Origin of the sequence: Proteus sp. fly-1089 (assembly GCF_040138965.1) — a bacterium.
Classification (GTDB): Bacteria; Pseudomonadota; Gammaproteobacteria; order Enterobacterales; family Enterobacteriaceae; genus Proteus; species Proteus vulgaris_B.
In genome coordinates this window covers 902735-928426 of record NZ_JBEETS010000001.1, presented here as the reverse complement: position 1 = coordinate 928426, position 25692 = coordinate 902735, and the positions used below count along the sequence as shown (strand labels likewise).

Genomic DNA, 25692 nt, shown 5'->3' with positions numbered 1-25692 from the left:
AATTAACAGGGTTCTTGTTGTAAGCGCTTTAATTTGCCACGTACATTCGTTAAATGAAGGCGCATCTTATAGCTTGTTTCATCGTGATCTTGTTGACGTATTGCTTCAACAATCGCTTCATGCTCTGCAATAACACGCTCTGTTTCTGTCTCTCGCCCTTTATTTTGGCTTAATGAATACATTAAGACACCAAGATAAAGTTCATGCATATTATCTAAGATCCTGACAAAAAAAGGATTGTGTGCGGCAACCATAATAGAACGATGAAATTGATAGTCTTCTTCATGGCCAATACTTTTGTTTTGTCTTGTTGCTAAAACAAAGGCATCGTGAGCATTTTCGATAGCGCGTAATTCTTCTGGTGTTCGACGTAAAGCGGCAATAGCTGCCGCTTCATGTTCAATGACCTCACGCATCTCAAGTAGTGAATCTATCTCTTCAGGGCAAGCAATTTCCATGACTAATGGCTCATATTTACTGAGTATAGAATGGTCAATTACACGGCGACCACCTCCTTGGCGTGAAGTCACAATGCCACTGGCTTCTAAGACACCTAATGCTTCTCTGATCGGGACTCGACTGACGCCAAAGGCATCAGCGAGTACATTTTCAGAAGGTAACTTTTCACCAATAGGGTATGTCCCGTTACTAATATTTTGCTTTATTTGCTCAAGAATTTGATGCGACGCTTTTTGGCGTGAGATCTTTTGTATCATCTAGTTTTCTCCAGATGCATGCCCCATATTAGCTAACTGTTTTTTAGACCGTAATAGATGGAATGCACCAGTTAATAGGATCAAGGCAACACCTAAAAGGTCGGTATATAAGCCCGGTTTAATCATTAAAATTGCCGCAGCTGCAAATGCAATACGCTCAAACCACGTTGTTTTAATCATCCAGAAGTTTGCTGTTGCGATACTTAGTGCATAAATTCCGACTAATGCAGTAATAATCATTAATCCAATAGAAAGTACACCTAAATTATCACCTTGCATCAATAAAGCAGGGTTATAGACTAAAATAAACGGAATAATAAAACCGGGAAGTGCTAAACGAACCGCATCCCATGATGTTTGCATAGGGTCTGCTCTTGCAATACTTGCAGCAGTATAGCTGGCTAAGGCAACAGGAGGCGTAATATTGGATAGTGCACCAAACCAGAATACAAAGAAATGAGCCGCTAAAGGCATAACACCAGCTTTAATTAAGATAGGTGACACTGTAACGGCGACAACGATATATAAAGCGGTTGAAGGTAACCCCATACTTAATACAATACACACCAGCATGACAACTAATAATATCATCCATAGTGTATTATCCGTCATTGAGACGATATTAAAGGCCAATGTTGCTCCGATACCCGTCATTGTAACTACACAGATAATCACGCCAATAGCTGCGCAAGCGACTGTTACTTGAACTGAGCCACGAGCCGCTTCGGCTAAGGCGTCAGCCACTTTAGTTAAAGTCATACGAACAGTTTTGTCGGGTGTTATCCAACTTGCAACAATAATGGTTAGAATACCTAAGAAGCCAGCATAAATAGGTGTTTTACCTACTAATAGGGTTCCAATGACAATAACCAATGGTAATAATAGTAAGCCTCGGGCTTTTAATACGGCTTTAACTTGTGGAATATTTTCTTTACTTAACCCCTTTAACCCTTGTTTCTTGGCTTCAATGTCAATGGCCATAATTAATGCGGCGTAATACAACAGTGCTGGAATAATGGCTGCAATAACAATGGTGGTATATGAAATTCCTAAAAAGCCAGCCATAATAAATGCGGCCGCACCCATAATCGGAGGCATGATCATGCCACCCGTTGATGCAGTCGCTTCTACAGCTCCAGCAAAACGCGGTGTTAATCCAATACTTTTCATTAAAGGAATGGTGAAAGTCCCCGTTGTTGCTACGTTAGCAACAGCACTTCCGCTTAAAGAGCCTGTTAATGCAGATGAAATAACCGCAACTTGGGCTGGCCCACCACGACGACGACCTGCGATAGCCAACGCTAAATCATTAAATAAAGCAGTAGCACCACTGACACTCAAGAATGAACCAAAGAGAATAAAAACCACAATCGCGGTGGAGGCTGTTGAAAGGGTAATACCAAAAATCCCTTCACTGGTCATAAATAAACGGTATAACAATCTTTCTACAGAAAATCCGGCATGACCGAAAATACCCATAAAATACTGGCCAAATAAAGCATAGATAATGGCAAAAGTTGCAAGTCCTGGAATGAAATAACCAGTAGTTCTTCTTGCAGCTTCAAACAGTACGATAATACCTAATATAGCCATGGCATAATCAGTAGTATTTGGAATACTTTTTCTTACTACATGAAGATCAACGTAATTAAAGAAAAAATAGCCATAACTGATTAATGTTAAAGCAATAAAAAGATAATCCCATCCATTAAATTTAGGTGTGGAAAAACGCTTAGAGAATGGAAATAAAATAAAGCCTAAAATTAAAATACCACTAAGAAAAATAGTATTACGGTAAAACTCTTGAGTATTTGATAATGCGTTGGAATAAATCGCATAAAGTGAAATTAATATTGCAAGAGTCGTGGTGATTTTCAGGTAAATGCCTGCAAGCTGGCGATTGCCAGAGCTTGCTTCTTTATCTAATGCAGGTGGCTCTACCGGAGTTAGGTGGTCATTATTAGTCATAACTCACTCCTGTTATTTATTATTAGTCTGCGTTTGAGCTTCTGGTGGAATAAGATAATCAGGGATCTCTAAACCGATTTCTTTGTAATAGCGGTAAGCCCCTAAATGTAATGGCACAGAAACACCTTTTAATGCATTTTCTGTGGTGATGTACCTAGCTGCGCTATGAACTTGATGAACTTCAGGAAGGTTCTCAAACATAGTTTTTGTTAGCTCATAAACTAAGTCATTATCAATACTGGTTGTGGCCATTAAGATATTAGGTTGAGCTATCGTATTGACCATTTCAGCTTGGCGAGGGTAGGTATTCGCGGGTATTTCAAAACGAAACCATGAATTTGCCACATGATTGATATCATCAAGTTGTTTATCTGTGACTTCGAGTAGTTTTGCGCTGACACCACTGGCATACATATCGGTGACGGCTGAAGCTGGGACACCAGCAGGTAATGCACCACCGTCAAGACGACCATCTCGCATGGCGGAAACAGTATCTCCATACCCAAGATATTCAGGGGTAATGTCTTTTTTGGTTAAATTAACACCTTTAAGAATGATAATCGTTGATTGCTCTGTACCACTCGCTTGAGGGCCAACAGAAAAACTTGTTGCACGAATATCATCTAATGTGCCGGTTTTTACTTTGTCATTCATTAAAACAAAGTGTTCGACATTAGGCCACAACATAGAAATTGAGCGCAGATTTCTTTCTGGTTTACCTTCAAAATTACGCACACCTTCATAAGCTTCTACAGCTAAAAGACTTTGTAAAATAGAAAGCTGAGCTTCATTTTTTTGCATTAAATAGATGTTTTCTATCGATCCTGCCGAAGATTGCCCTGTTACTTGAACGCCTCTATCCTTAAGGTGTGTGCTCCATACGTTTGCTAATCCCACTCCCATCGGATAATACGTTCCTCCTGTTGAAGCGGTTGCTACAGAGAGAAATTGTTTATTCGCATTTTCTTTTTTGCCAGCTATTGCTAATGAGACAACCGCAATAACAGCAACAATACCGATGGCAAGCTTTGTTTTTCTTATTCTCATGATGTTGTTCCTGTAGATAAAAACGCAGGTGAATGTTTCACACCAACTTGTATACAACATGACAACTTTTATAGAAATAAGGGGTGTTAAGAAATTGTGACGTGACGTAATGAAATTAAAACAAGAAGGTAACAAATTGTGATCACCATAGTAATTATGCAAATTTTAATCATAATTATGGTGATAGACGCAAAATGCGAAAGAAAATATCAATAAAGCATGGAAGAAAAGATAAAAGAAGCTAAAAAATAGCCTATTTATCGATAATTAAAAATAAAATGAAAAAAAGAGAGGTCAGAAGATATTTAAACAATATGATTATGTAAAAAGAAAATAGACCACTTTTAGTATTAATAGAAAGATTAAAATTAAGTACTAATTTACCACTTATAAAGCAAAAGTAAGTACACCTGTTGCGATTAAAACAAACATTGCAGACCAGACTAAGGCAGAAATGGTGCTGGTAATATAAATACCATATGCAGATAGCTTTAATAAGCCAGCACTAAAGGGGGTTAAATAGCGAAAAACAGCTAAGAATCGAGAAATAAACAAAATATAGTGAGTTTTATTTTTTAATAATTGTTGAGTGCGATTAATTTTTGACTGATAACGATTAACCCATATTTTAAGGCGAGGAAAACGATAGATAGAACGCCCCAACTCATAGCTTAAAATTGAACCTAATAGAGCACCACAACTGGTGGCTAACCAAAGAAATATAGGAGAATAAAGCGGTAAACAAGCACCAAAAATAAAGAGCAACATTAAAGATGCGGGGGGCAAAAATGAAGAAATACCGATGGTCGATTTTCCAGCTGTGATTAAAATAATAGATAAGAATAGAGTAATAGGAGACAAGTGACTTAAGGCGTCAAGTAAAGTGTGAATAATTTCCATTTAATTATCTCCAACTACTTACAAATAAATACAATAATAGTAATAAATATTAATATTATTATGAGTTTATTTTAGAATTCTTATTCATTTCAGTTAACATTATCGCCCATTCAATAGGCGTATTTTTAATTGGTAATTTCAGTTTTTGACTTAATGAGTATAGCGTAGGCGCAGGAATATCAGTAAGGGATTGCAGTGTTGAATTCATTAGCACTTTATCAGGGGAGCCATCGGCAATTAATTTACCTGAAGATAAATGGATAACTCTCTGAAAATGGCGAGCAGTAAAATCAAGATCATGACTAATAGCCAATACCGTTGTACCTAATGTTTTTTGTATCTGAAGCCAATTTTCAAAACAGCTTAACCAATGTGCATCAAAATCACGAGTGGGTTCATCAAGTAATAATATTTTAGGTGATAAAATACTTAAACTTGCAACAGCAACCATTCTACGCTGGCCTGCATGTAAATCTAAAGGATGAACATCTGCAACATCACTTAAACCACAAAGCGACAGTGTTTCATCTAAACATTTTTTAATTTCTTTTTTCGGAAATTTACGAAGCTTTAAACCAAAAGTGATCTCTTTCTCAACCGTATTATGAAAAATCTGTCGTTCAGGCTCTTGAAATAACACTCCAATATAATGAGCGCGCTGTTGTGCTTTTAGTTGAAATAGTGACTGATTATTGAGTGTTATATCACCTTCGTTGGGCGTTAATAGTCCTGCAATTAATCGTAATAAGGTAGATTTACCCGCTCCATTATCACCGACTAAGGTTATCCATTCTCCTTGATTTAAGGTTAAGGATAATTGAGAGATACAAGGCGGAACATCATCGCTCCAGCGATAAGTTACATTATTGAGCTGTAACATAAAATTCCTTAAAAGCATTAAGCAAGGCTTTGTCATTATTTACAATATTCTTATTCCAATGATGGTTTTCAATTAACCAATGTAAAGCTTGCCATGCGTCTGGAGCATTAATCGTTGAAAATAAGAATGGAAAAATAGAGTCTAAAGTACCTTTTGCCTTCACTTTTCCCGCCTCCAATAATAAAAATTGTTCACTCAGACTTATTGCAGGTAATAAATTGCGTTCAAAAATAACGACACTGCATTTATGCTCTTTTGCATAGTGTTTTATGCGTTGCTGTAATTGTTGGGTTGCATTGGGTGTTAAGCGACTAAAAGCTTCATCAAGTAATAATAATTTTGGGTGCATAGCAAGCGCACTTGCTATGACAACGCGTTGAGCTTCACCGCCAGAAAGGGTTGATGGGTGGCGAAAACGCAAGCATTCACATTGTGTTAATGCCATAGCTTCTTTTACTCGAAATCGAATTTCATTATCGCTCAATCCCAAATTTTCAGGGCCAAAGGCAATTTCTTGCTCTACAGTGAATGCACATCCTGAAAGCTGTAATTGTGGTGATTGTTGAACGAGCTGTCGTCCGGGTGCTAGCGACACTAATCGGCTTTTATCGAGAGCAATATTTTGTACAATTCCCATGCCTTGTACTGAACCTGTTAATAAATCGGGATACCAACCGGCTAGTAATTGTGCAAGAAGGCTTTTTCCGCTGCCATTACCCCCTAAAATCACAAGCCATTCCTCTTGTTTTAACTGCAAATCGATAGGGCCAAGAATAGGCTGTTCGTCACCAGTGGGGATAAAACTCAATTGCTGAAGATTTAGTACCATAGCCAAATACCTCCTTCAAACAAAATAAGCAATAAAATCAAATAGCGAAGCATTATTTGAAGTGGTGTATCTGCTGGAGGATATAAAGTTGTCCGTTTTTTAATAATACGAAATCCTCGCATATCTAATGCTGCACTTCTAATCGTTAAATCACTTAATACATGACTAATAAGAGGCAGAATAATAGCGGGTAATGTGATGAGCCGTTGCCAAAATGTTCCATCAAGAGGAACACCTCGCGCTAATTGTGCCTCTCTTATATTGTGTAATTGTTGGCGTAATTGTTCTACAAGCAACAAAGGTCCTGCTAATAAATAGGAAAGGCTCATAGGTAAACGGCTAGCAAATAATGCTCTAATGAATTGTTCTGTTGATGTGTATTGTAACCACAGTTGAGCGCCACTTATTATTGCTAATAATCTTAACCATAACGTTATTGCCATAGTCTGTTTACTGGTATCTAAAGATCCTCCTGTTAACCAATAAGCTAGCCAGCCACTATGGACTAACCATAACCCGATTGCCATAGGGATCATTAACCAAGCAATAAAATGCCAACGCCAGCGAGATGCTTTCCAAATCAATAAGCTAATAAAAATACCACTGCTGATTATCAGCAGTGGTAAGCCTAATGATAAAAAAAGCACACTAACACTTAGCCAAAGCCATAATGCCAATGAGGTAAATGGATGCATTATTAGCGAACCTTGGCAATCGCAGGGAAATTACGTTGTGTTCGTTGTGGTAATTGACGCACTAATAACCAAGCGATAATTGCAGATAAGATTTTATCTGCAAGATTTGCACCTAATACAGTAATGGCAACAGACTCAATAAGCCCTTCACCTACAGCATGAAAATAAGCAACAAAGAAATCAGCACCGCTACCAGTTGCACCACCAAATAGATAAGTACGAATTGGAACAGCGACAATCATTAACGCTAAAGTAATGACAATACCTGAACCAATAACGCGAATTAAAGAACGAAAACCACCTGCACGAGCCAATAAACCCGCACTTAACCCTATCATCATGGCAACCGGAGCAAATGCGGCCGCCATTGGACCACTGATTAATCCCCATAATAGATTGGTTAATAATCCAGTGAATAATGCGACCCATGGACCACCTAATAAGGCACAAATTAGTGTACCGATAGAATCTAAAAATATAGGGAGTTTTACCATTGAGGTAATTTGGCCGCCGATCATATTTATTGCAATAGATACAACAATGAGCACGAGTGTACGACTCGAAATTTGAGGAGTTGTAGACATAGTTTAAAAACCTTTACAAAGGATAGTGACTATTGGTTTTATTGTTTTGCATATATAGCGATTTTTTATAAAAAGCTATTTACGCGGTGTGATGACTAACTCCTCATAACCAGAGTGTTTACAAGGCTGACGGCTAAAAGTCACTTGCTCTAACTCACCAATAACGAGCTCTAGCGTCGTGCGCACTGTACAACCTGGCATCATATGTCCACCACACATTAATCCATTTTCATCTGAGATTGCTAAATGCAAATGTTCACCTTGGTCATCTAATGTTCCAATTAGTGAAATAATCTCAAATTTACCTGTAAGATAGCGATTTTCTTCGCGTCCTGCAAAGCGTAATACCACATTGGTTAAACTTCCCACACAACCTGCAATAAATGCTGATTTTAGGTTTTGTTCCTTCATTATCTGTCGTAATGCCATAATCACATCTTCATTAGGGAGAAGGCGAAGTGGAATAAATCGAGCATGGGAAGAAAGTAATGAGGTGTGAGACATCGTGATTATCCTAATAACTGAAAGTCTATATTTAATTTATATGGTTATTGTAAGCACCAAAATGACTGTGTCAGATAAGACCTAGCTTACTTTATATTATCTATTTTCATTTTTATGCACAAAAATCGCATAACGTATTATTAATAAAAAAAACGAAAGAAGAAATAGATAATAACCTTTTATTAACAATGAAGTTGTTTTGTATCAAAAGAATAAGATAGGAAGAAAAACAAAGAGAGGAATAAGGGTGAGTGGAAAATGCTCACCCCTATTTTTAATAACACGATATTTAAGTAAAATAGCTAAATAATCAAATTATAATCAATATGTTCCATCAATTTAGCATTATCACGATAATCGACAGGAATAGCGAGAACGGCGGGGCCATCAACAGCCATCGCTTCATGTAAGACGGTACGTAATTGAGAAGCACATTCAACAGAGAACCCTTTAGCACCGAAGGATCTAGCGTAATGTTTAAAATCAATTGCTCCAAATTTTACACCAGAATAACGGCCATATTTTTTTTGCTCTTGCATTTCTACCATATTATAAGCGTTATCCACCCAGATAATATGCAAGATATTAGTATTTAAACGAACCGCGGTTTCTAGTTCCATGGACGATTGCATAAAGCCACCATCACCAGAAACAGAAATAATTTTATCAGAAGGTCGGACAAAAGAAGCACCAATTCCCCAAGGTAGTGCAACACCCATGGTTTGTTGTCCATTAGAAATCAACATTTGTCTTGCTCTAAAACTATAAAGATAACGTGCAAGCCATATATGAAAACTCCCCATATCAATACAGAGTGTTACATTGTTATCAATAATGTTTTGCATTTCATGGATGATGGTTAAAGGGTGAATAGGAGAACCATGCCGAAAATAACTATTTTGTTGCAGAATTTCTCTTTGGTGACGAATTTTCTCAAGGATGTGATGAGTATTATTTGAGAGTGTAATTTGGGATGTAGATTGTTTAGCAAAATACTGAGTTAAATTATCAATTGTTAATTTGATATTACCGATTAATTCTAAGTCAGGGCAGTAAGCTAAATCAATTTCAGCAGGGATCTCATCTATATGAATAATATTGGCATTATTGTAATTCCATAATGATGGTTCATATTCTATAGGGCTATAACCCAAAGTAATCACTAAATCGGCATGAGATAATAACTCATCCCCCGGTTGATTATTAAATAAGCCAATACGACCAGCAAATAAAGGAAAATGGCGTTGAGCAATCGCACCTGCTGATTGATAAGTACCTACAATTGGGAGAGGACAAATATCAAGTAGATTTTGTAATGCTGATGCATTTTCAGGATAACTAGCTTGCAGCCCTAATAAAATAACTGGACTTTTAGCACGCTGCAATAATTTAACGGCTTCTTGAATGGCATCATTATTTGCACTCCCAATATTGGATTTTGATTTAGGTACTAATATTGGGCTATTAACCTCATTATTTAAAATATCCATTGGAAAAGTTAAAAAAGCCGAACCAGGTCTTCCTGATTCCGCATGGCGAAAAGCATTAGCCATGGTTTCAGAAATTGATTTTGATGAATCAATTTCTGCGCAAAATTTAGTAATAGGATTAAACATGGTAACGGTATCCATGCTTTGATGAACCAATTTTAATCTATCTGCGGATTTTACTGATCCTCCCAATGCAACTAACGGATCGCCTTCAGATGTTGCTGTTGCAATACCTGTTGCAAGATTAGAACATCCTGGCCCCGATGTTGCGATAGCCACACCCGCTTTACCCGTTAAACGACCAACCGCTGCGGCCATAAAGGCGGCGTTAGCTTCATGACGAACCACCACCGTTTCAATAGTTGAATCAACAAGAGAATCAAATACACGATCTATTTTTGCACCCGGAATACCAAACACTTGTTTAATGCCATGTTGTTCTAATTGTTTGACAACTAAATCTGCACCACATTTCCAATGAGGAGTGTTCATATAACCTTCTTTAATTTTGCAAGTGAATAAAAATAAGATTAAGAATAAAGTTAAGCGCTATTTAAATTAATTTTCGGCTTGCTCTATTGCTTGATGAAGATTGTCCGGCATTAAATTTGCTTGTAGAAAGGAGGAATGACTGGGTAAATCAATGGTAAGACGGGAAATAACACCTATCTGTAAGACGCCTTGTTTTAAATAATAATCAAGGACATGACCACCGGCTTGGCGTTGTTCATTAATGTAATGTTCATGAAACCCTGCAACATTTATTCCTTGCGTAAATTGTGGGGAGCGAAAACCCGCAATAGTTCCTGTTTCATTATGAAATGTGAAAATAGGCTGATCCTCGATAGCCTCTAACATTGGAAGGTAGGGAGGAGTTTGGCGAGGAACTGTGCGTGTTTTAACTAATTCAAATTCGCCTTCAATTCTGATTGCGCAAAATAGATTGTCGGAAGGAACATACTGATTAATTACATTGTGTATTTCTTTTTGCGATGCACCATAAGAAAAGTGATGTTCAATATCACAATTAAAAAATGTCATAACAGCAAAAGGGGATTTTTGAGAGTTTAATGCCTGACGTGCGCTACCATCAGAGCGTAATTGAAAAACATTATTGTCGAATGCAACTAGCTCGCCATCAAGTTGTTCAAAAGTTCCTAAACCAAAATCACCATGTTTTAATAAATCAGCAATAGTGATATCGCTGTCATATACACCTGCAATTAAACTGCTCATTAATGAATTTTGATAAATAGTACATTCGGGGTGTTTACTAATATAATTATTTAAGTTGGTTATTATTTCTTGTCCACATTGGCAATGATGATTTTTATTGTGTGTTATATCGCTATTATCTCGCACATTAGATTGAAAATTATTATTCATGGTAAAGCTATTCCTTTATTTAATAAGTAACAATCATTAATCGATTGTCAAATTAAGTATTGACCTAATTCATAAGTATTTCAAATGTTTTTGTTGTAATTAAATAAAGGGTGATGGTTTTATATTTATAAATTAACCAGATGTTATCTTTTATAATTATAGTTAATTAACTTGACCATGTTTATTATATGGATATTTATCCATAACTAGTAATAATGTTAGCTATGGATGTATTTTTTATTTTGTAATTAAGTCTATTTCCATCTCTTCAAGATTATTAAAAGTGATTTATATACACTCATGATCGTTTTTATTGATATAAAATATATTTTGGGATGGATTACCACATTCTGATTGTGAGGAAGAGTCTAAATATAAAAAATATTTGTTTATCTTATTTGTCTATTATAGAGTCGACTAACTATATTTTTGATTTTTAAATCTTTTAGTTTTTTTTATAATATGAATGTTCATAAATGCATATAGAATAATTTTAAGTTAATTAGGAAAAAAAAGCCTTATGAAAACATAAGGCTTTTAGAGAACGGTTAATGTTTTTATTTAATTAAACATTAAACAAAAAGTTCATTACATCGCCATCTTGAACGATATATTCTTTACCTTCTGCACGCATTTTACCGGCTTCTTTCGCACCTTGTTCACCACCGTAAGTGATAAAGTCGTTATAAGCGATAGTTTGAGCACGGATAAAACCTTTCTCAAAGTCAGTATGGATTTTACCTGCGGCTTGTGGCGCAGTTGCACCAACAGGGATTGTCCATGCACGTACTTCTTTAACGCCAGCTGTGAAGTAAGTTTGTAAGTTCAGTAATGAGTAACCCGCACGAATAACACGGTTTAAGCCAGGCTCTTCAATACCTAAATCTTGCATAAATTCTTCGCGTTCTGCATCTTCTAACTCAGCAATGTCTGCTTCGATAGCAGCACAAACAGGAACAACCACAGAACCTTCTGCTTCTGCGATTTTGCGAACAGTTTCAAGATATGGGTTATTTTCAAAACCATCTTCATTAACGTTTGCAATATACATTGTTGGTTTTAACGTTAAGAAGCTTAAATAACGAATCGTTGCTTTTTCTTCTTCCGTTAAATCTAAAGCACGTAACATGCCAGCGTTTTCTAAATGCGGTAAGCATTTTTCTAACACTTCCATTTCTGCTTTAGCAATTTTATCGCCACCTTTTGCTTTTTTCTGATTACGGTGCATTGCACGTTCACAGGTATCTAAGTCAGAAAGTGCTAATTCAGTGTTGATAGTTTCGATATCTTCAGCAGGATCAACTTTACCCGCAACGTGAATGATATTGTCATTTTCAAAGCAACGAACCACATGACCAATCGCTTCAGTTTCACGGATATTCGTTAGGAATTGGTTACCTAAACCTTCACCTTTAGATGCGCCTTTTACTAAGCCTGCAATATCAACAAATTCCATTGTTGTGGGTAAAATACGCTGTGGCTTAACAATTTCAGCCAGTTTATCTAAGCGAGGATCAGGCATTGGAACAACACCTGTGTTTGGTTCGATAGTACAGAATGGGAAGTTGGCTGCCTCAATACCTGCCTTAGTTAAGGCATTAAACAGTGTAGATTTCCCTACGTTAGGCAGACCGACGATACCACATTTAAATCCCATAAACGTTCACCTTGTCACATAAAAACAACAGGAGGGAGTATTCCTGTTGTGTGCTGTTAAAAAAAATTTGGCGCTATTATAGAGCAAATCCCTGTTTGATTAAATCATCAGGGATTAATCGCACAAAAGAAGAGGGCATTTTACCCTCTGAATATTGAAATCGCTTAATTTATCAATGTAATGATTATGCTTTAAAGCTATGTAAGCGGTTTATTGCTTTTTCATAACCATCACGCATTAAAATATCTGTGCACGAAAGGGCTTCGTCGATAGCGTCATCAATTAATTTTTGTTCACTCATTGGTGGTTTGCCTAATACAAAGCCAACAACTTTATTTTTATCACCAGGGTGGCCAATACCAATGCGTAAACGATAGAAATTTGGATTATTGCTAAACTTGCTTTGAATGTCTTTTAATCCGTTGTGGCCACCATTACCACCACCTAATTTCATTTTGACAACACCGGGCGGTAAATCGAGTTCATCATGTGCAACTAAAATTTCATCAAGTTCAATACGATAAAAGTTCGCCATTGCTTGTACCGCTTTACCACTCAAATTCATAAAAGTGGTCGGAACTAATAAACGAACGTCATTACCATTTAAATTAATGCGTGCGGTGTAACCAAAGAATTTGCTCTCTTCTTTTAGAGATTGCTGATGACGTTGAGCCAATAAATCTACATACCAAGCACCCGCATTATGGCGAGTCTGGGCATAATCTGCACCGGGGTTTGCTAACCCGACGATAAGTTTAATTTTACTCACAATAGCCTTTCACTGTTATCGTCTTAAAAGAAAGCCCATAGTTTACCTGTCTAAGCACAGAAGCACAAAATAGATTGCATAGAATGTTTTTAAGAAATGGAGGGGCGAGGAAATATCCTCATTTTAATTTAACAAAAAGAGCGAAAACGATAAAAACAGCGTTATTTACTACTTTGAAAATAAAAAAACACATTTTTTGTGAAGATTTATCAATAAATCTCAGAGCGATGTGATCGCTTCGACAATACCTTCTGAGTATTTATGGCTATAATAACTGCAATGAATAAAAGGTTATTCGATGTATTTTGGTGTTGAATCGTCTGACGACGCGCTTGGAGGTGCAACATGAAATATAAACATGCATTTGCAGTTGGTAATTTATGTATGGCTACGGGGATGGTTGTGATGCTCGGTAGTCTTGGTTATACCCTTCTTAGTCATATCTTCCCTTTGGGATTGCCTGAGTTTTTAGCAGATATCTCTTTAATGGGGATCTTCATCGGTGCTCTGGTTTGGCTAGCAGGTGCCCGTATCGGTGGTAGAGAAACAATAGCAGAAAGGTATTGGTGGTTACGTAATCATGATGAACGTTATCGTCGCCATGATAATCACCGTTATCCATAATATTGTTAATACAATTAATATCAGAATAGATAAAAAATAATAACTAAGTTTAAGATAAACTGGTGTTAAGTGAATAACTGCCATCATTATGAGAGTAATACACATCAATAGACCCGTTGATATTTTGGCGGGTTTTTTTATTGCCTAAACTACCTTGTTTTTGGCGAACGGTAACAAAAAACCCGCTATAACAAACGCTATAGCGGGTTTAGTTATCTCAAATTGCAATGAATGTTATAACAAATTAATGTTCAAACATCGCAGAGATTGACTCTTCATTGCTAATACGGCGAATTGCTTCAGCCAGCATGCCAGAAAGAGTCAATGAACGGACTTTATTTAATGCTTTGATTTCTGCTGACAATGGAATTGTATCGCAGACAACCACTTCATCAATAACAGAGCTTTTGATGTTCTCAACAGCATTACCAGAGAAGATTGGGTGAGTTGCGTAAGCAAATACGCGTTTAGCACCACGTTCTTTCAGCGCTTCAGCTGCTTTACACAATGTACCACCAGTGTCGATCATATCGTCAACAAGGATACAGTCACGGTTAGCAACATCACCGATAATATGCATAACTTGAGAAACGTTAGCGCGAGGGCGACGTTTATCAATGATAGCCATATCAGTATCGTTTAGCAGTTTAGCGATAGCACGAGCGCGAACAACACCGCCAATATCTGGAGAAACAACAATAGGGTTGTCCAAATCTTTTTGAAGCATATCTTCTAAAAGAATTGGGCTGCCGAAGACATTGTCAACCGGTACATCAAAGAACCCTTGGATTTGTTCTGCGTGTAAGTCACAGGTTAAAACACGGTCTACGCCTACACTAGATAAGAAATCCGCAACAACTTTTGCCGTAATAGGAACACGGGCTGAACGAACACGGCGATCCTGACGGGCATAACCGAAGTAAGGAATAACAGCAGTGATACGACCAGCGGAAGCTCGACGTAATGCGTCAACCATGACCACTAATTCCATTAAATTATCATTAGTAGGTGCACAGGTTGATTGAATGATAAATACATCACCACCACGTACGTTTTCGTTGATTTGCACACTGACTTCACCGTCGCTAAAACGACCTACAGCCGCGTCTCCTAGGCTAGTGTAGAGTCGGTTGGCAACACGTTGAGCCAGTTCCGGGGTTGCGTTACCAGCAAAAAGCTTCATATCGGGCACGAGAAAAACCTCAGGCTTGCGTCCAGAGAGAGATATTGTTGACCTGTAAAGAACGTGTTTATGAACATAGGGTTTGTAAACATCATCTTACGGGTGCAATAACACAGGTATCCTTGAGCGGAATAAATGCAGAGGAGAAATGTTGACGCCTTGCGCTACAAATCCATGCACCCACTCAGGGGCGTTAATTAACACTTCACTAGCGGCAACTTGTGATTCGAACTCACCGAAAACACAGGCACCTGTCCCAGTTAAGCGTGACGGTGCATATTCTAACAGCCACGAAAGCAGATATTCAACCTCACGAAAACGTTTTCTTGCGATCATTTCACAGTCATTCTCGAACGGAGCCTTTAATAATGCGCCAAGAGAGCGAATAGGAGAATTACGTTTTAATTCTGGATCTGTGAAGATTGTCGGGGTTGGAATGGAAATTCCGGGGTGTGCGACCAAATACCATTGCTCTTTTGGCTCTGCTGGGGTCAAAATTTCACCAACGCCTTCGGCGAATGCAGCATGACCTTTTACAAAAACAGGGACATCAGCCCCTAAACTTACTCCTAATTTGGCTAAGGTTTCATCACTTAAACCCGCTTGCCAGTGGTAATTAAGTGCAATTAATGTGGTTGCAGCGTTAGAAGAGCCTCCACCTAAGCCACCACCCATTGGCAACTTTTTATCAACACTGATATCTGCGCCTTGATACTGCAAAGGAATATTATGTTGTTGACAATAATCACGTAGTAATTTAGCCGCTTTAATAATTAAATTATCTTTATCTTCTACACCCTCAATCGGCGTTAAGATAGTTAACTGGGTATCATCACGAGGAGTAATCGTTAATGTATCGCCATAATCTAAAAATTGGAATAACGTTTGTAGATTATGATAACCATCCGAACGTTTCCCTGTGATATAGAGAAAAAGGTTTAATTTGGCAGGAGAAGGCCAACTTAGAGTCATTGCTGTATATCCCAGTTATCCATTTTTAATTTGATAATGCGTTCGCCTTGTTTTAACTCAAGACGTTGTGGCAGGTTAGGGGTAGTGCTTGAATCATAAGCTTGGTAAGTCACAAGCCAATCACCTTCGGGGGCGGGTAATGTGACCGATTTTAATAAATGATTTGCATCTAACTCAAAATTAGTTGCATCACCCGGTAAACCAACAAGCCAAGCACGTAGATTTTTCAGTGGAATAACCATGCCAGTAAGTTGATAAATCATCTCTGCTGGATTATCACTATAATACTTTTTACCTTTATTATCGGTGACTTCAATGACACCTGGCATAACATTTAAATCAAGCTCGGTGGTACCTAGCGGATTAGTCAATAATAAACGATAACGCTCATCTGCTTTGTCTTGCCAATAAAATCGGGCATAGGTTTTGTTTGTATCTTCGATATAAGCAAAAGCACCTCGAGTTTCATATTGTGAAATTTTCTTTAATGCTTGTTGGCGAGCTTGCCATTGCACATCGTTATCAGACGCAGAGCCTTGTGTCTTTATCTGATTTAGATTACAGGCACTCAGCAACAACGCCGTAAGCGGGATGATACGCAGGAGTTGTTTGGTTGAAAAAAAGCGTGAACGCATAGCTGAGACATTCCTTTAATTCGTTATTAGTTAAAAAAAAGAGTATCATAAACCTTATGATATAACGATATTTCGTTAAATTGTGTATAGAAATCTCCTATCACTCAAGTAAGCTCTTTTATTGAATCTGTTCATCAAGTAGAATGGCGGAAATGAAGAGTCCATACTAAATGCGCTGTTTTAGGTTTACACTAAGTCAAGTCGCGAGGCGGTATTTATTCATAACTCGATATAGTTGATATGACGTTATTAGCATTAGGTATTAATCATAAAACAGCCCCCGTTGCTTTACGTGAGAAAGTTTCTTTTTCTCCCGATACCATGGGTGATGCCTTAAATAACCTCTTACAGCAACCCGCTGTCAGAGGTGGTGTTGTGCTGTCCACTTGTAACCGTACTGAGCTTTATCTCAGTATGGAAGACAAAGAAAATAGCCATGAACAGCTTATTCGTTGGTTATGTCAATATCACCAAATAGAGCCAAGTGAGCTAAAAAGTAGTGTTTATTGGCATCAAGATAATCAAGCTGTTAGCCACTTAATGCGAGTGGCAAGCGGTTTAGATTCTCTCGTATTAGGTGAACCTCAAATTTTAGGGCAAGTTAAAAAAGCCTTTGCCGATTCCCAAAATTATGACTCGCTCTCTTCAGAGCTGGAACGTTTGTTTCAGAAATCTTTTTCAGTTGCGAAAAGAGTGAGAACAGAGACACAAATCGGTGCCAATGCAGTTTCTGTTGCTTTTGCCGCTTGTACTTTAGCGCGTCAAATCTTCGAATCGTTATCCTCTTTGACTATTTTATTGGTCGGCGCCGGTGAAACGATAGAATTAGTCGCTCGTCATCTTCGTGAGCATCAAGTTAAAAAAATCATTATTGCTAACCGAACTAAAGAGCGTGCTCAGCGTTTAGCCAATGAAGTCGATGCAGATGTTATTACATTATCAGAGATTGATGAATGTCTATCGCAAGCTGATATTGTTATTAGTTCTACCGCAAGTCCTTTGCCTATTATTGGTAAAGGAATGGTTGAAAGGGCGCTTAAAAAGCGTCGCAATCAACCTATGTTGCTGGTGGATATTGCGGTTCCGCGAGATATTGAACAAGATGTTGAAAAACTCAATAACGTCTACCTTTATAGTGTCGATGATTTAGAAGCGATTATTCAACATAACCGCGAACAACGCCAAGCAGCCGCTATTCAAGCCGAACATATTGTTCAACAAGAAAGTGGACAATTTATGGATTGGCTACGAGCGCAAGGTGCTGTGGGTGCGATTCGAGAATATCGAGATAGTGCTGAAATGTTACGTGCAGAAATGACAGAAAAAGCTATCACATTGATACAAAATGGAGCAGATGCAGAAAAAGTTATTCAGCAACTCTCACATCAATTGATGAATCGTCTAATTCACACACCAACGAAATCTCTTCAACAGGCTGCCAGTGATGGTGATATTGAACGCCTGAATCTATTACGTGAAAGTTTGGGTATTACCCATAATTAACTTTGTCTAACAGGATCTTAATCTACGAATGAAGCCTTCTATTGTCGCTAAGTTGGAAGCTCTACAAGAGCGTTATGAAGAAATTCAGGCACTTCTGTCAGAAGCCGATGTGATTGCCTCTCAGGAGCGTTTTCGTGCGCTTTCAAAAGAATACTCTCAATTAACCGACGTCACGGCTTGTTTTAGTCAATGGCGGAAAGTGCAAGACGATATCGAAGCAGCAGAAATGATGCTTGATGATCCTGAAATGAAAGAGATGGCGCAAGAAGAGCTGAAAGAAGCGCAAGCACTAAACGATGATTTAGAGCAACAGTTACAAGTGCTGTTATTGCCTAAAGATCCTGATGATGAATTTAACTGTTTCCTTGAAATTCGAGCAGGAACAGGAGGGGATGAAGCCGCATTATTTGCCGGTGATTTATTCCGTATGTATAGCCGTTATGCAGAATCACGTCGCTGGCGTATTGAAGTCATGAATGCTAACGAAGGTGAGCATGGTGGCTATAAAGAAGTTATTGCAAAAGTAGTGGGTGATGGTGCTTATGGGGTATTGAAATTTGAATCAGGTGGTCACCGTGTTCAACGTGTACCAGAAACAGAATCTCAAGGTCGTATTCATACCTCGGCTTGTACGGTTGCCGTATTAGCTGAAGTGCCGGAAGCTGAATTACCTGATATTAGTCCAAGCGATTTACGTATTGATACATTCCGTTCATCAGGGGCGGGTGGTCAGCACGTTAATACCACTGACTCTGCTATCCGTATTACGCATATTCCAACAGGAATTGTGGTGGAATGTCAGGATGAGCGTTCACAGCACAAAAACAAAGCCAAAGCGATGTCTGTATTAGGTGCACGTATTCGTGCAGCTGAAATGCAAAAACGCCAAGAAGCTGAAGCCTCTGAACGTCGTAATTTATTAGGTTCTGGTGACCGTTCTGACCGAATTAGAACGTACAACTTCCCGCAAGGTCGTGTAACAGATCACCGCATCAACCTCACGTTTTATCGCTTAGATGAAGTGATGGAAGGAAAATTAGATCCATTAATTCAGCCTATCGTAACTGAATATCAAGCGGATCAGCTTTCTGCACTTTCTGAGTTGAATTAATGAATTATGAACAATGGCTGCGTCAAGCAGCCTTGCAATTAATTGAAAGTGACAGCCCTAAACGTGATGCTGAAATTCTGCTTGGGCACGTAACACAGCGTGCTCGAACGTACTTAATGGCTTTTAATGAAACGTTGCTTTCACAAGATGAATTAACACAATTATCTCAACTACTTACTCGACGTATTAAAGGTGAACCCATCGCTTATTTAGTGGGCGAAAGAGAATTTTGGTCACTGCCTTTAAAAGTCTCACCTGCAACATTAATTCCTCGACCTGATACTGAGTGTCTTGTTGAACAAGCGTTAGAAAAACTGCCAACAGAGCCAACAACTATTCTTGATTTAGGAACAGGGACGGGGGCTATTGCGCTTGCTATGGCATCAGAACGCCCTGATTGCCATATTATTGGTGTGGACTTTCAAGCCGAAGCAGTGGCATTAGCGCAAGAGAATGCGACCAACTTAGCATTAAACAACACAGAATTTATGGAAAGTTGCTGGTTTAGTTCACTCTCTGGGTATCAATTTGGTATGATAATTAGTAATCCTCCTTACATAGATGAAAATGATGAGCATATTCATCAGGGGGATGTTCGTTTTGAACCTTTAACCGCGTTAGTTGCTGGTAATAACGGTTTTGCTGATATCGAGATTATTATTGAAACTGCCCGTCAGTTTTTAACTGATAAAGGCTGGGTATTACTGGAACACGGTTGGCAGCAAGGTGAAGGTGTTCGCAAAATTTTTACTGATAAGGGTTACTGCTGTGTGGAAACTTTCCGTGATTATGGCGGTAATGAGCGAGTGACAGTAGGTCGTTGGAATTATGATAGAAACCATAGCTGATTACGAATTTAATAAAGCCCCTTTAGTTAAGGGCATGATCCTTATCTCTCAGGCTATTCGACCTGATTTTCCGACCACTTCTGTTGGTTATCAACTAGCGCAACTTGTTGAGCAAGCAGAAGCTGAAATTCCTAAGCAAGGAAACGTCAAAGAACAAATAGAAGCATTACTAAAACTGTTTTATAAGCAGTGGCACTTTAGTGGTGCAAGTGGTAAATATTGTCTTTCCGATACTTTATGGTTAGATAAAGTATTAGCGACACATGTGGGTTCTCCTGTTTCACTAGGTTCGATTCTTATTTATATCGCACAAGCGTTAAATCTGCCGTTAGCTCCCGTTATTTTTCCTACGCAACTTATCATCAGAATAGATATTCCCAATGAAAAAACGTTATTTTTAAACCCAATAAATGGCGAATATCTATCACAACATACCCTAGAAGTTTGGTTAAAAGGGAATGTAGGAAATAATTCGGTGTTATTAGAGGCCGATTTAGAAGAATCAGAATACAGCTCTATTATTCGCAAGCTTTTAGATACCCTGAAAGTGTCCTTAATGGAAGAAAAGAATATGGAACAAGCGTTAAAAGCCAGTGAAACGGTATTGATGTTTGATCCTGAAGATCCCTATGAGATACGTGATCGTGGACTGATTTTTGCTCAGTTAGAGTGTCATCATGTGGCAATTTCCGACTTAAACTATTTTGTTGAGCAATGTCCAGAAGATCCAATTTCAGAAATGATCAAAATTCAAATTCATTCGATAGAGCAAAATCCAGTTGTTCTACATTAAAAGTTTACGCAACGTACTTGATTAACACAGTACATTACAAACAGTATAGGGATAAATATGCAACATAAAGTGGTGAATATTGGTGATATCAAGGTAGCAAACGACCTACCATTTGTGCTTTTTGGTGGCATGAATGTATTAGAATCGCGCGATTTAGCCATGCGTATTTGTGAGCACTACGTCACTGTGACTCAAAAACTGAATATTCCTTATGTATTCAAAGCTTCTTTTGACAAAGCAAACCGTTCTTCTATTCACTCTTATCGTGGTCCTGGTTTAGAAGAAGGAATGAAGATTTTCCAAGAGTTAAAAGAGACTTTTGGCGTTAAAATTATTACGGATGTTCATGAATCAGCGCAAGCTCAGCCTGTATCCGAAGTCGTTGATGTTATCCAATTACCTGCATTCTTAGCACGTCAAACCGATCTTGTTGAAGCAATGGCAAAAACAGGTGCAGTGATTAACGTAAAAAAACCTCAGTTTGTTAGCCCAGGTCAAATGGGAAATATCGTCGATAAGTTTAAAGAAGGCGGTAACGACCAAGTTATTTTATGTGATCGTGGTAGTAACTTTGGCTATGATAACTTGGTTGTGGATATGTTAGGCTTTCATGTCATGATGCAAGCATCTCAGGGTGCTCCGGTTATTTTTGACGTAACGCATTCATTACAATGTCGTGACCCATTTGGTGCTGCATCAGGCGGACGTCGTGCGCAAGTTGCTGAATTAGCACGTGCAGGTATGGCGGTAGGTCTTGCAGGATTATTTCTTGAAGCTCACCCAGATCCAGATAATGCACGTTGCGATGGCCCATCAGCTTTACCATTAGCAAAATTAGAGCCATTCTTAGCACAAATTAAAGCCATTGATGACTTAGTTAAAAGTTTCCCTGAGTTAGATACCAGCAAATAAAATTGTTATGCAACTGCATACAGTAGTGAATATGTTCGGCGCTGATCTTCAGCGCCGTTATCATGAAAAGATCCATAAAATCACCCTTCATGGCGGTTTCAACTGTCCTAATCGAGATGGTACATTAGGGCGAGGTGGCTGTACTTTCTGTAATGTCTCTTCTTTTGCGGATGAACAAACGCAATATCATTCCATTGAAGAGCAAATTGCGCTACAAGCCAAAAATATCAACCGAGCACGTCGTTATCTTGCCTATTTCCAAGCTTATACTAGCACTTATGCAGAAGTAGAATATTTACGTACTTTATATGAAACCGCGTTATTACAAGCCGATATGGTAGGGTTATGTGTAGGGACTCGGCCAGATTGTGTACCGATTAGTGTGTTAGATTTATTGCAAGGTTATCGTGATCAAGGCTATGAAGTATGGTTAGAGCTTGGTTTACAAACCGCTTATGATAAAACATTGAAACAGATTAACCGTGGGCATGATTTTAAGTGTTATCAAGCGACAACGCGAGAAGCTCGACGTCGTGGTTTAAAAGTGTGTACACACCTTATTGTCGGGTTACCACGAGAAGATCATCAGCTTAATATGCAGACGTTAGAACGAGTGATTGAAACAGGTACTGACGGGCTTAAATTACATCCTTTGCACATTGTTGAAGGTAGCACGATAGCTAAGGCATGGAAAGCAGGGCGTATTAATGCATTGACGCAAGAACAATATGTTTATACGGCGGGTGAAATGATCCGCTATACTCCCCCTGAAATTATCTATCACCGCGTTTGTGCCAGTGCGAGAAAACCGACCTTACTTGCTCCAGAATGGTGTGAAAATCACTGGTTGGGCATGAATGCACTTTATCAAGATTTATTAAAAAAAGGCGCGCAAGGAAGTGGGATTGGTAAAGTATTTATTCCAAACGCTAAAACTTGTAGAAAACAGTGAGAGAGTATCAATTCGTATTACTACAGAAGATAAATCACAGCTTGTTCTTGTAGCTAGTTTGGAAAATACAAACCTAACAGAGTTTATCCTTCGTAATGTCGTACCTATCGCTCGGCAAGTTATTGAAAATAATTAGCTATGGAGCCGTGCCATTATTAGGCTCACCTCACTCTTTATTAATTTCCTTCAAGACAATTTATACTGCACTGACAATGGCAAATAAAATATGAATGATTAATATAGCCCTTAATTAAATAATTTAAATTAAGGGCTATATAGTTTTATATTATTTTAGATTGAATAACTACTGAATTAATTCCAAATCATCCAGTGCTTTTTGTAATGAAGGATAAAAATTAAGTTCTCCTTCAATAGGTGTGACTCTTGCTCTTGCCAACGTTTTTAAAGGTTGGAAGGGAATATCACACACAATCACATGCGTGTCATGTTTGACATCAGTGACGAAATGTTGGAAGGCATGTAAGCCCCCTGCATCTAAGACTGGTACAGCATCCCATTGCATAATCACCGTTTTATAACCTTTGCTACGCTCACGCAATTCATTAAAAATGCGCTCTGCTGCTGCAAAGAATAACGGACCATTCACACGCACAACCAATAATTGTTTATCGTCATCAGTATACGGCGATTCTGTTATTTTGGTCATATTGGCGATACGACGCATAAATAACAGTGAAGCCAATACGATACCGATAGTAATGGCAATGACCATATCAAAGAGAACGGTGAGAGATAAGCATAATACTAAGACAATAATATCGTCTTTAGGCGCATGACGAATAAGATCAATCACTTTACGCGCTTCACTCATATTCCATGCCACAATTAACAGTAGTGCTGACATTGCGGCTAAAGGTAAATATGAAAGAAATGGGGCTAATACCAGTAAAGTGAGTAACACCAACAATGAGTGAACAATAGCTGAAACTGGCGATGTTGCACCTGCGCGGACGTTAGCTGCTGAACGTGCAATCGCCGCAGTCGCAGTTATACCACCAAAGAAAGGCGCGACAATATTACCGACACCTTGTCCTAGTAATTCACCATTAGAGTGGTGCTTTTTACCTGTCATGCCATCAAGCACAACGGCACACAGTAACGATTCGATTGCACCTAACATTGCCATTGAAAAAGCTGCCGGTAACAAAGCAGACACTGTACTCCAATTTAATTCAAGAGATGCTCCAGTGCTTGGTAAATTCCAAGGTAAAACAAACTGAGGTAGTATCGGTGGAATACCTTGCCCAGTCGAACCATCCGGAAGTAGATAGCTAAACTGTGAGCCAATTGTTGCAACTTCATGGCCAAACATATTCACAATACCCATTACTGCAGTACCTGCGATTAGAGCGGGTAAGTGTCCGGGTAAACGTAAATTTAATTTGGGCCAGTAGATTAAAACAAACAATGTTGTTAAGCCGATAAGCGTATCGCCAAGGTGAATGGTAGGTAATGCAGAACCTAAGGCAATAATTTTATCGATATAAGTTTCTGGTACATGCGCCATTTCAAGACCAAAAAAGTCTTTTATTTGCATGGTCGCGATGGTGATAGCAATCCCTGAGGTAAATCCAAGTGTTACAGAAACAGGAATATACTCGATGAGTTTACCAAAGCGAGCTAATCCCATAACAACTAAAATAACGCCAGACATTAATGTGGCAATCAATAAACCACTTAAACCGAATTGCTGAGATACAGGATAAAGTATCACAACGAAAGCGGCTGTAGGACCTGAAACACTGTAGCGAGAGCCACCAGAAACAGCAATGACTATACCGGCAATAGCTGCGGTATAAAGACCGTATTGCGGAGGAACACCGCTACCAATTGCCAGTGCCATGGCTAATGGTATCGCGATAATTCCGACGGTGATCCCTGCAATAATATCTTTTAATAAACGAGCAAAAGAGTAAGGCTCTTTTACACATGCATCAATAAATGCACTAAAGGGGCGAACCCGGTTAACTTTATGAGTTTTCATTTAGGCTTAAACCAAAATAAGAAGTCAGATGCCGAATAACGGCGATAAGGAAAAGAGAGGATATCGCTTTTATTCGCTGATAATAATGTGATACATCAAATTATTAATGTATATCTTAAAGCTTAGTGAAAATTAAATCAATTAAACTAATAAGTTAATGTAAAGAGATAATACAATGTATCTTATTGTATTTATTCTGTTGCTTGCTTGAAAATAAAGTTTAAATTTATTTTAAAATTATAAAAAGCGTTTTATTTTAGAATAAATGTCATTTATAGAGAGGTAATAAAAGTTGTTTTCTGTCATAAAAATACGATTAGAGTTAAATAGTAACTAGATAAGCTATTTTTGATCATTAAAAATTAATTATTAGAGATTGTTAACTGATAAAAAATTATTAAATAAAATGATTAAGCCAAAATAAAATAAGTGGCGTGCTGTATACTAAAAAAATAGTATCGAAAAATGAGTTTAAATAGGTTATAGATGGAAGTGAGAAAAATAACCAGATTGAAAAATTGATATTTTTCCACAAAAAAATAGAGCCTAATTAAAAATTAGGCTCTATCTTAGAATATGGCGGTGAGAGAGGGATTCGAACCCTCGATACGTTGCCGTATACACACTTTCCAGGCGTGCTCCTTCAGCCTCTCGGACATCTCACCGTATTGTTGGATATGCACTTAACATCTCTCAACGGGGCGCTACTATAGGGAAAAGGAGCATAAG

Annotated in this window: 25 protein-coding genes and 1 tRNA gene; 8 read left to right on the top strand and 18 right to left on the bottom strand. The window is 38.2% G+C overall.

Annotated features, from left to right (window positions below; genetic code table 11):
• Positions 1 to 2: 2 nt before the first annotated feature.
• The 13 genes from ABN080_RS04340 to pth all read right to left on the bottom strand — a co-directional run bounded on the left by ABN080_RS04340 (position 3) and on the right by pth (position 13425).
• On the bottom strand, positions 3 to 716 hold the full coding sequence (locus ABN080_RS04340; protein ID WP_072068251.1) for a FadR/GntR family transcriptional regulator: 714 nt from the start codon (positions 714 to 716) through the stop codon (positions 3 to 5).
• Positions 717 to 2684, bottom strand: a complete 1968-nt coding sequence (locus ABN080_RS04335; protein ID WP_072068250.1) for a TRAP transporter permease — start codon at positions 2682 to 2684, stop codon at positions 717 to 719. It lies immediately after the preceding gene.
• Positions 2685 to 2696: 12 nt separating this feature from the next.
• Positions 2697 to 3731: a TAXI family TRAP transporter solute-binding subunit gene (locus ABN080_RS04330; RefSeq protein ID WP_349440460.1), complete on the bottom strand. Its 1035-nt coding sequence runs from the start codon at positions 3729 to 3731 to the stop codon at positions 2697 to 2699.
• A gap of 387 nt (positions 3732 to 4118) precedes the next feature.
• Complete coding sequence (locus ABN080_RS04325) at positions 4119 to 4631, bottom strand: DedA family protein (RefSeq protein WP_349440459.1); 513 nt, start codon at positions 4629 to 4631, stop codon at positions 4119 to 4121.
• 58 nt (positions 4632 to 4689) lie between these two features.
• Entirely contained in the window at positions 4690 to 5511 is an 822-nt protein-coding gene (locus tag ABN080_RS04320; protein ID WP_349440458.1) for an energy-coupling factor ABC transporter ATP-binding protein, read from the bottom strand.
• A complete protein-coding gene (locus ABN080_RS04315) occupies positions 5495 to 6340 on the bottom strand; it encodes an energy-coupling factor ABC transporter ATP-binding protein (RefSeq protein WP_349440457.1) in 846 nt (281 codons plus the stop codon). The genes ABN080_RS04320 and ABN080_RS04315 overlap by 17 nt, the downstream gene beginning before the upstream one ends.
• Positions 6331 to 7035: an energy-coupling factor transporter transmembrane component T gene (locus ABN080_RS04310; RefSeq protein WP_349440456.1), complete on the bottom strand. Its 705-nt coding sequence runs from the start codon at positions 7033 to 7035 to the stop codon at positions 6331 to 6333. Before ABN080_RS04310 ends, ABN080_RS04315 begins: the two co-directional genes overlap by 10 nt.
• 2 nt (positions 7036 to 7037) lie before the next feature.
• Positions 7038 to 7619 (bottom strand): ECF transporter S component, encoded by a 582-nt coding sequence (locus ABN080_RS04305; RefSeq protein WP_072068244.1) that lies wholly within the window; start codon positions 7617 to 7619, stop codon positions 7038 to 7040.
• Between the two features lie 75 nt (positions 7620 to 7694).
• Positions 7695 to 8123: a PPC domain-containing DNA-binding protein gene (locus ABN080_RS04300; RefSeq protein WP_349440455.1), complete on the bottom strand. Its 429-nt coding sequence runs from the start codon at positions 8121 to 8123 to the stop codon at positions 7695 to 7697.
• A gap of 302 nt (positions 8124 to 8425) precedes the next feature.
• Positions 8426 to 10105, bottom strand: a complete 1680-nt coding sequence (alsS, locus tag ABN080_RS04295; RefSeq protein ID WP_349440454.1) for an acetolactate synthase AlsS — start codon at positions 10103 to 10105, stop codon at positions 8426 to 8428.
• 66 nt (positions 10106 to 10171) lie between these two features.
• Complete coding sequence (gene budA, locus ABN080_RS04290) at positions 10172 to 10999, bottom strand: acetolactate decarboxylase (protein WP_349440453.1); 828 nt, start codon at positions 10997 to 10999, stop codon at positions 10172 to 10174.
• A 565-nt stretch (positions 11000 to 11564) separates the two neighbouring features.
• Complete coding sequence (gene ychF, locus ABN080_RS04285; protein ID WP_072064039.1) at positions 11565 to 12656, bottom strand: redox-regulated ATPase YchF; 1092 nt, start codon at positions 12654 to 12656, stop codon at positions 11565 to 11567.
• A gap of 184 nt (positions 12657 to 12840) precedes the next feature.
• Positions 12841 to 13425, bottom strand: a complete 585-nt coding sequence (pth, locus tag ABN080_RS04280) for an aminoacyl-tRNA hydrolase (RefSeq protein ID WP_072068240.1) — start codon at positions 13423 to 13425, stop codon at positions 12841 to 12843.
• Positions 13426 to 13770: 345 nt separating this feature from the next.
• Between pth and ychH the strand changes: the two genes are divergently transcribed.
• Positions 13771 to 14049, top strand: a complete 279-nt coding sequence (ychH, locus tag ABN080_RS04275; protein ID WP_072068239.1) for a stress-induced protein YchH — start codon at positions 13771 to 13773, stop codon at positions 14047 to 14049.
• 244 nt (positions 14050 to 14293) lie between these two features.
• Here ychH and prs read toward each other — a convergent pair whose 3' ends face one another.
• From prs to lolB, 3 genes are all read right to left on the bottom strand, one after another.
• Positions 14294 to 15241, bottom strand: a complete 948-nt coding sequence (prs, locus tag ABN080_RS04270; RefSeq protein ID WP_036912921.1) for a ribose-phosphate diphosphokinase — start codon at positions 15239 to 15241, stop codon at positions 14294 to 14296.
• A gap of 87 nt (positions 15242 to 15328) precedes the next feature.
• On the bottom strand, positions 15329 to 16204 hold the full coding sequence (gene ispE / locus ABN080_RS04265) for a 4-(cytidine 5'-diphospho)-2-C-methyl-D-erythritol kinase (RefSeq protein WP_072068238.1): 876 nt from the start codon (positions 16202 to 16204) through the stop codon (positions 15329 to 15331).
• Positions 16201 to 16839, bottom strand: coding sequence for a lipoprotein insertase outer membrane protein LolB (gene lolB, locus ABN080_RS04260; protein WP_072068237.1), 639 nt, complete (start codon positions 16837 to 16839; stop codon positions 16201 to 16203). Before lolB ends, ispE begins: the two co-directional genes overlap by 4 nt.
• A gap of 240 nt (positions 16840 to 17079) precedes the next feature.
• Between lolB and hemA the strand changes: the two genes are divergently transcribed.
• Genes hemA through ABN080_RS04225 form a run of 7 tightly spaced genes read left to right on the top strand, consistent with a single transcriptional unit; the run spans position 17080 to position 23094 of the window.
• Entirely contained in the window at positions 17080 to 18342 is a 1263-nt protein-coding gene (gene hemA / locus ABN080_RS04255) for a glutamyl-tRNA reductase (RefSeq protein ID WP_072068236.1), read from the top strand.
• Positions 18343 to 18370: 28 nt separating this feature from the next.
• A complete protein-coding gene (gene prfA, locus ABN080_RS04250) occupies positions 18371 to 19453 on the top strand; it encodes a peptide chain release factor 1 (RefSeq protein ID WP_072064034.1) in 1083 nt (360 codons plus the stop codon).
• A complete protein-coding gene (prmC, locus tag ABN080_RS04245) occupies positions 19453 to 20301 on the top strand; it encodes a peptide chain release factor N(5)-glutamine methyltransferase (protein ID WP_349439054.1) in 849 nt (282 codons plus the stop codon). Before prfA ends, prmC begins: the two co-directional genes overlap by 1 nt.
• Positions 20285 to 21094 (top strand): invasion regulator SirB1, encoded by an 810-nt coding sequence (gene sirB1 / locus ABN080_RS04240; RefSeq protein WP_349440656.1) that lies wholly within the window; start codon positions 20285 to 20287, stop codon positions 21092 to 21094. The genes prmC and sirB1 overlap by 17 nt, the downstream gene beginning before the upstream one ends.
• Positions 21095 to 21151: 57 nt before the next feature.
• Positions 21152 to 22006, top strand: a complete 855-nt coding sequence (kdsA, locus tag ABN080_RS04235) for a 3-deoxy-8-phosphooctulonate synthase (protein WP_109407578.1) — start codon at positions 21152 to 21154, stop codon at positions 22004 to 22006.
• A 7-nt stretch (positions 22007 to 22013) separates the two neighbouring features.
• Positions 22014 to 22958, top strand: coding sequence for a tRNA modification radical SAM protein MnmL/YtqA (gene mnmL, locus ABN080_RS04230; RefSeq protein ID WP_349440452.1), 945 nt, complete (start codon positions 22014 to 22016; stop codon positions 22956 to 22958).
• Positions 22906 to 23094, top strand: coding sequence for a type II toxin-antitoxin system TacA family antitoxin (locus ABN080_RS04225; RefSeq protein ID WP_349440451.1), 189 nt, complete (start codon positions 22906 to 22908; stop codon positions 23092 to 23094). The genes mnmL and ABN080_RS04225 overlap by 53 nt, the downstream gene beginning before the upstream one ends.
• A 168-nt stretch (positions 23095 to 23262) precedes the next feature.
• Here ABN080_RS04225 and dauA read toward each other — a convergent pair whose 3' ends face one another.
• Positions 23263 to 24963 carry a C4-dicarboxylic acid transporter DauA gene (dauA, locus tag ABN080_RS04220; RefSeq protein ID WP_072068232.1) on the bottom strand — a complete coding sequence of 567 codons (1701 nt, stop codon included), beginning with the start codon at positions 24961 to 24963 and terminating at the stop codon, positions 23263 to 23265.
• Between the two features lie 577 nt (positions 24964 to 25540).
• Positions 25541 to 25628, bottom strand: a tRNA-Ser gene (locus ABN080_RS04215).
• Between the last annotated feature and the right edge of the window lie 64 nt (positions 25629 to 25692).

Bases quoted from the DNA above. Each gene is read 5' to 3' on its own strand.
- ABN080_RS04330 (WP_349440460.1), bottom strand. From the start codon at position 3,731: ATGAGAATAAGAAAAACAAAGCTTGCCATCGGTATTGTTGCTGTTATT.
- budA (WP_349440453.1), bottom strand. From the start codon at position 10,999: ATGAATAATAATTTTCAATCTAATGTGCGAGATAATAGCGATATAACA.
- mnmL (WP_349440452.1), top strand. From the start codon at position 22,014: ATGCAACTGCATACAGTAGTGAATATGTTCGGCGCTGATCTTCAGCGC.
- ABN080_RS04300 (WP_349440455.1), bottom strand. From the start codon at position 8,123: ATGTCTCACACCTCATTACTTTCTTCCCATGCTCGATTTATTCCACTT.
- lolB (WP_072068237.1), bottom strand. From the start codon at position 16,839: ATGCGTTCACGCTTTTTTTCAACCAAACAACTCCTGCGTATCATCCCG.
- ABN080_RS04340 (WP_072068251.1), bottom strand. From the start codon at position 716: ATGATACAAAAGATCTCACGCCAAAAAGCGTCGCATCAAATTCTTGAG.
- hemA (WP_072068236.1), top strand. From the start codon at position 17,080: ATGACGTTATTAGCATTAGGTATTAATCATAAAACAGCCCCCGTTGCT.
- dauA (WP_072068232.1), bottom strand. From the start codon at position 24,963: ATGAAAACTCATAAAGTTAACCGGGTTCGCCCCTTTAGTGCATTTATT.
- prfA (WP_072064034.1), top strand. From the start codon at position 18,371: ATGAAGCCTTCTATTGTCGCTAAGTTGGAAGCTCTACAAGAGCGTTAT.
- kdsA (WP_109407578.1), top strand. From the start codon at position 21,152: ATGCAACATAAAGTGGTGAATATTGGTGATATCAAGGTAGCAAACGAC.
- ABN080_RS04320 (WP_349440458.1), bottom strand. From the start codon at position 5,511: ATGTTACAGCTCAATAATGTAACTTATCGCTGGAGCGATGATGTTCCG.
- ABN080_RS04305 (WP_072068244.1), bottom strand. From the start codon at position 7,619: ATGTCTACAACTCCTCAAATTTCGAGTCGTACACTCGTGCTCATTGTT.
- ABN080_RS04310 (WP_349440456.1), bottom strand. From the start codon at position 7,035: ATGCATCCATTTACCTCATTGGCATTATGGCTTTGGCTAAGTGTTAGT.
- ABN080_RS04325 (WP_349440459.1), bottom strand. From the start codon at position 4,631: ATGGAAATTATTCACACTTTACTTGACGCCTTAAGTCACTTGTCTCCT.
- alsS (WP_349440454.1), bottom strand. From the start codon at position 10,105: ATGAACACTCCTCATTGGAAATGTGGTGCAGATTTAGTTGTCAAACAA.
- ychF (WP_072064039.1), bottom strand. From the start codon at position 12,656: ATGGGATTTAAATGTGGTATCGTCGGTCTGCCTAACGTAGGGAAATCT.
- ychH (WP_072068239.1), top strand. From the start codon at position 13,771: ATGAAATATAAACATGCATTTGCAGTTGGTAATTTATGTATGGCTACG.
- prmC (WP_349439054.1), top strand. From the start codon at position 19,453: ATGAATTATGAACAATGGCTGCGTCAAGCAGCCTTGCAATTAATTGAA.
- ispE (WP_072068238.1), bottom strand. From the start codon at position 16,204: ATGACTCTAAGTTGGCCTTCTCCTGCCAAATTAAACCTTTTTCTCTAT.
- ABN080_RS04335 (WP_072068250.1), bottom strand. From the start codon at position 2,684: ATGACTAATAATGACCACCTAACTCCGGTAGAGCCACCTGCATTAGAT.
- ABN080_RS04315 (WP_349440457.1), bottom strand. From the start codon at position 6,340: ATGGTACTAAATCTTCAGCAATTGAGTTTTATCCCCACTGGTGACGAA.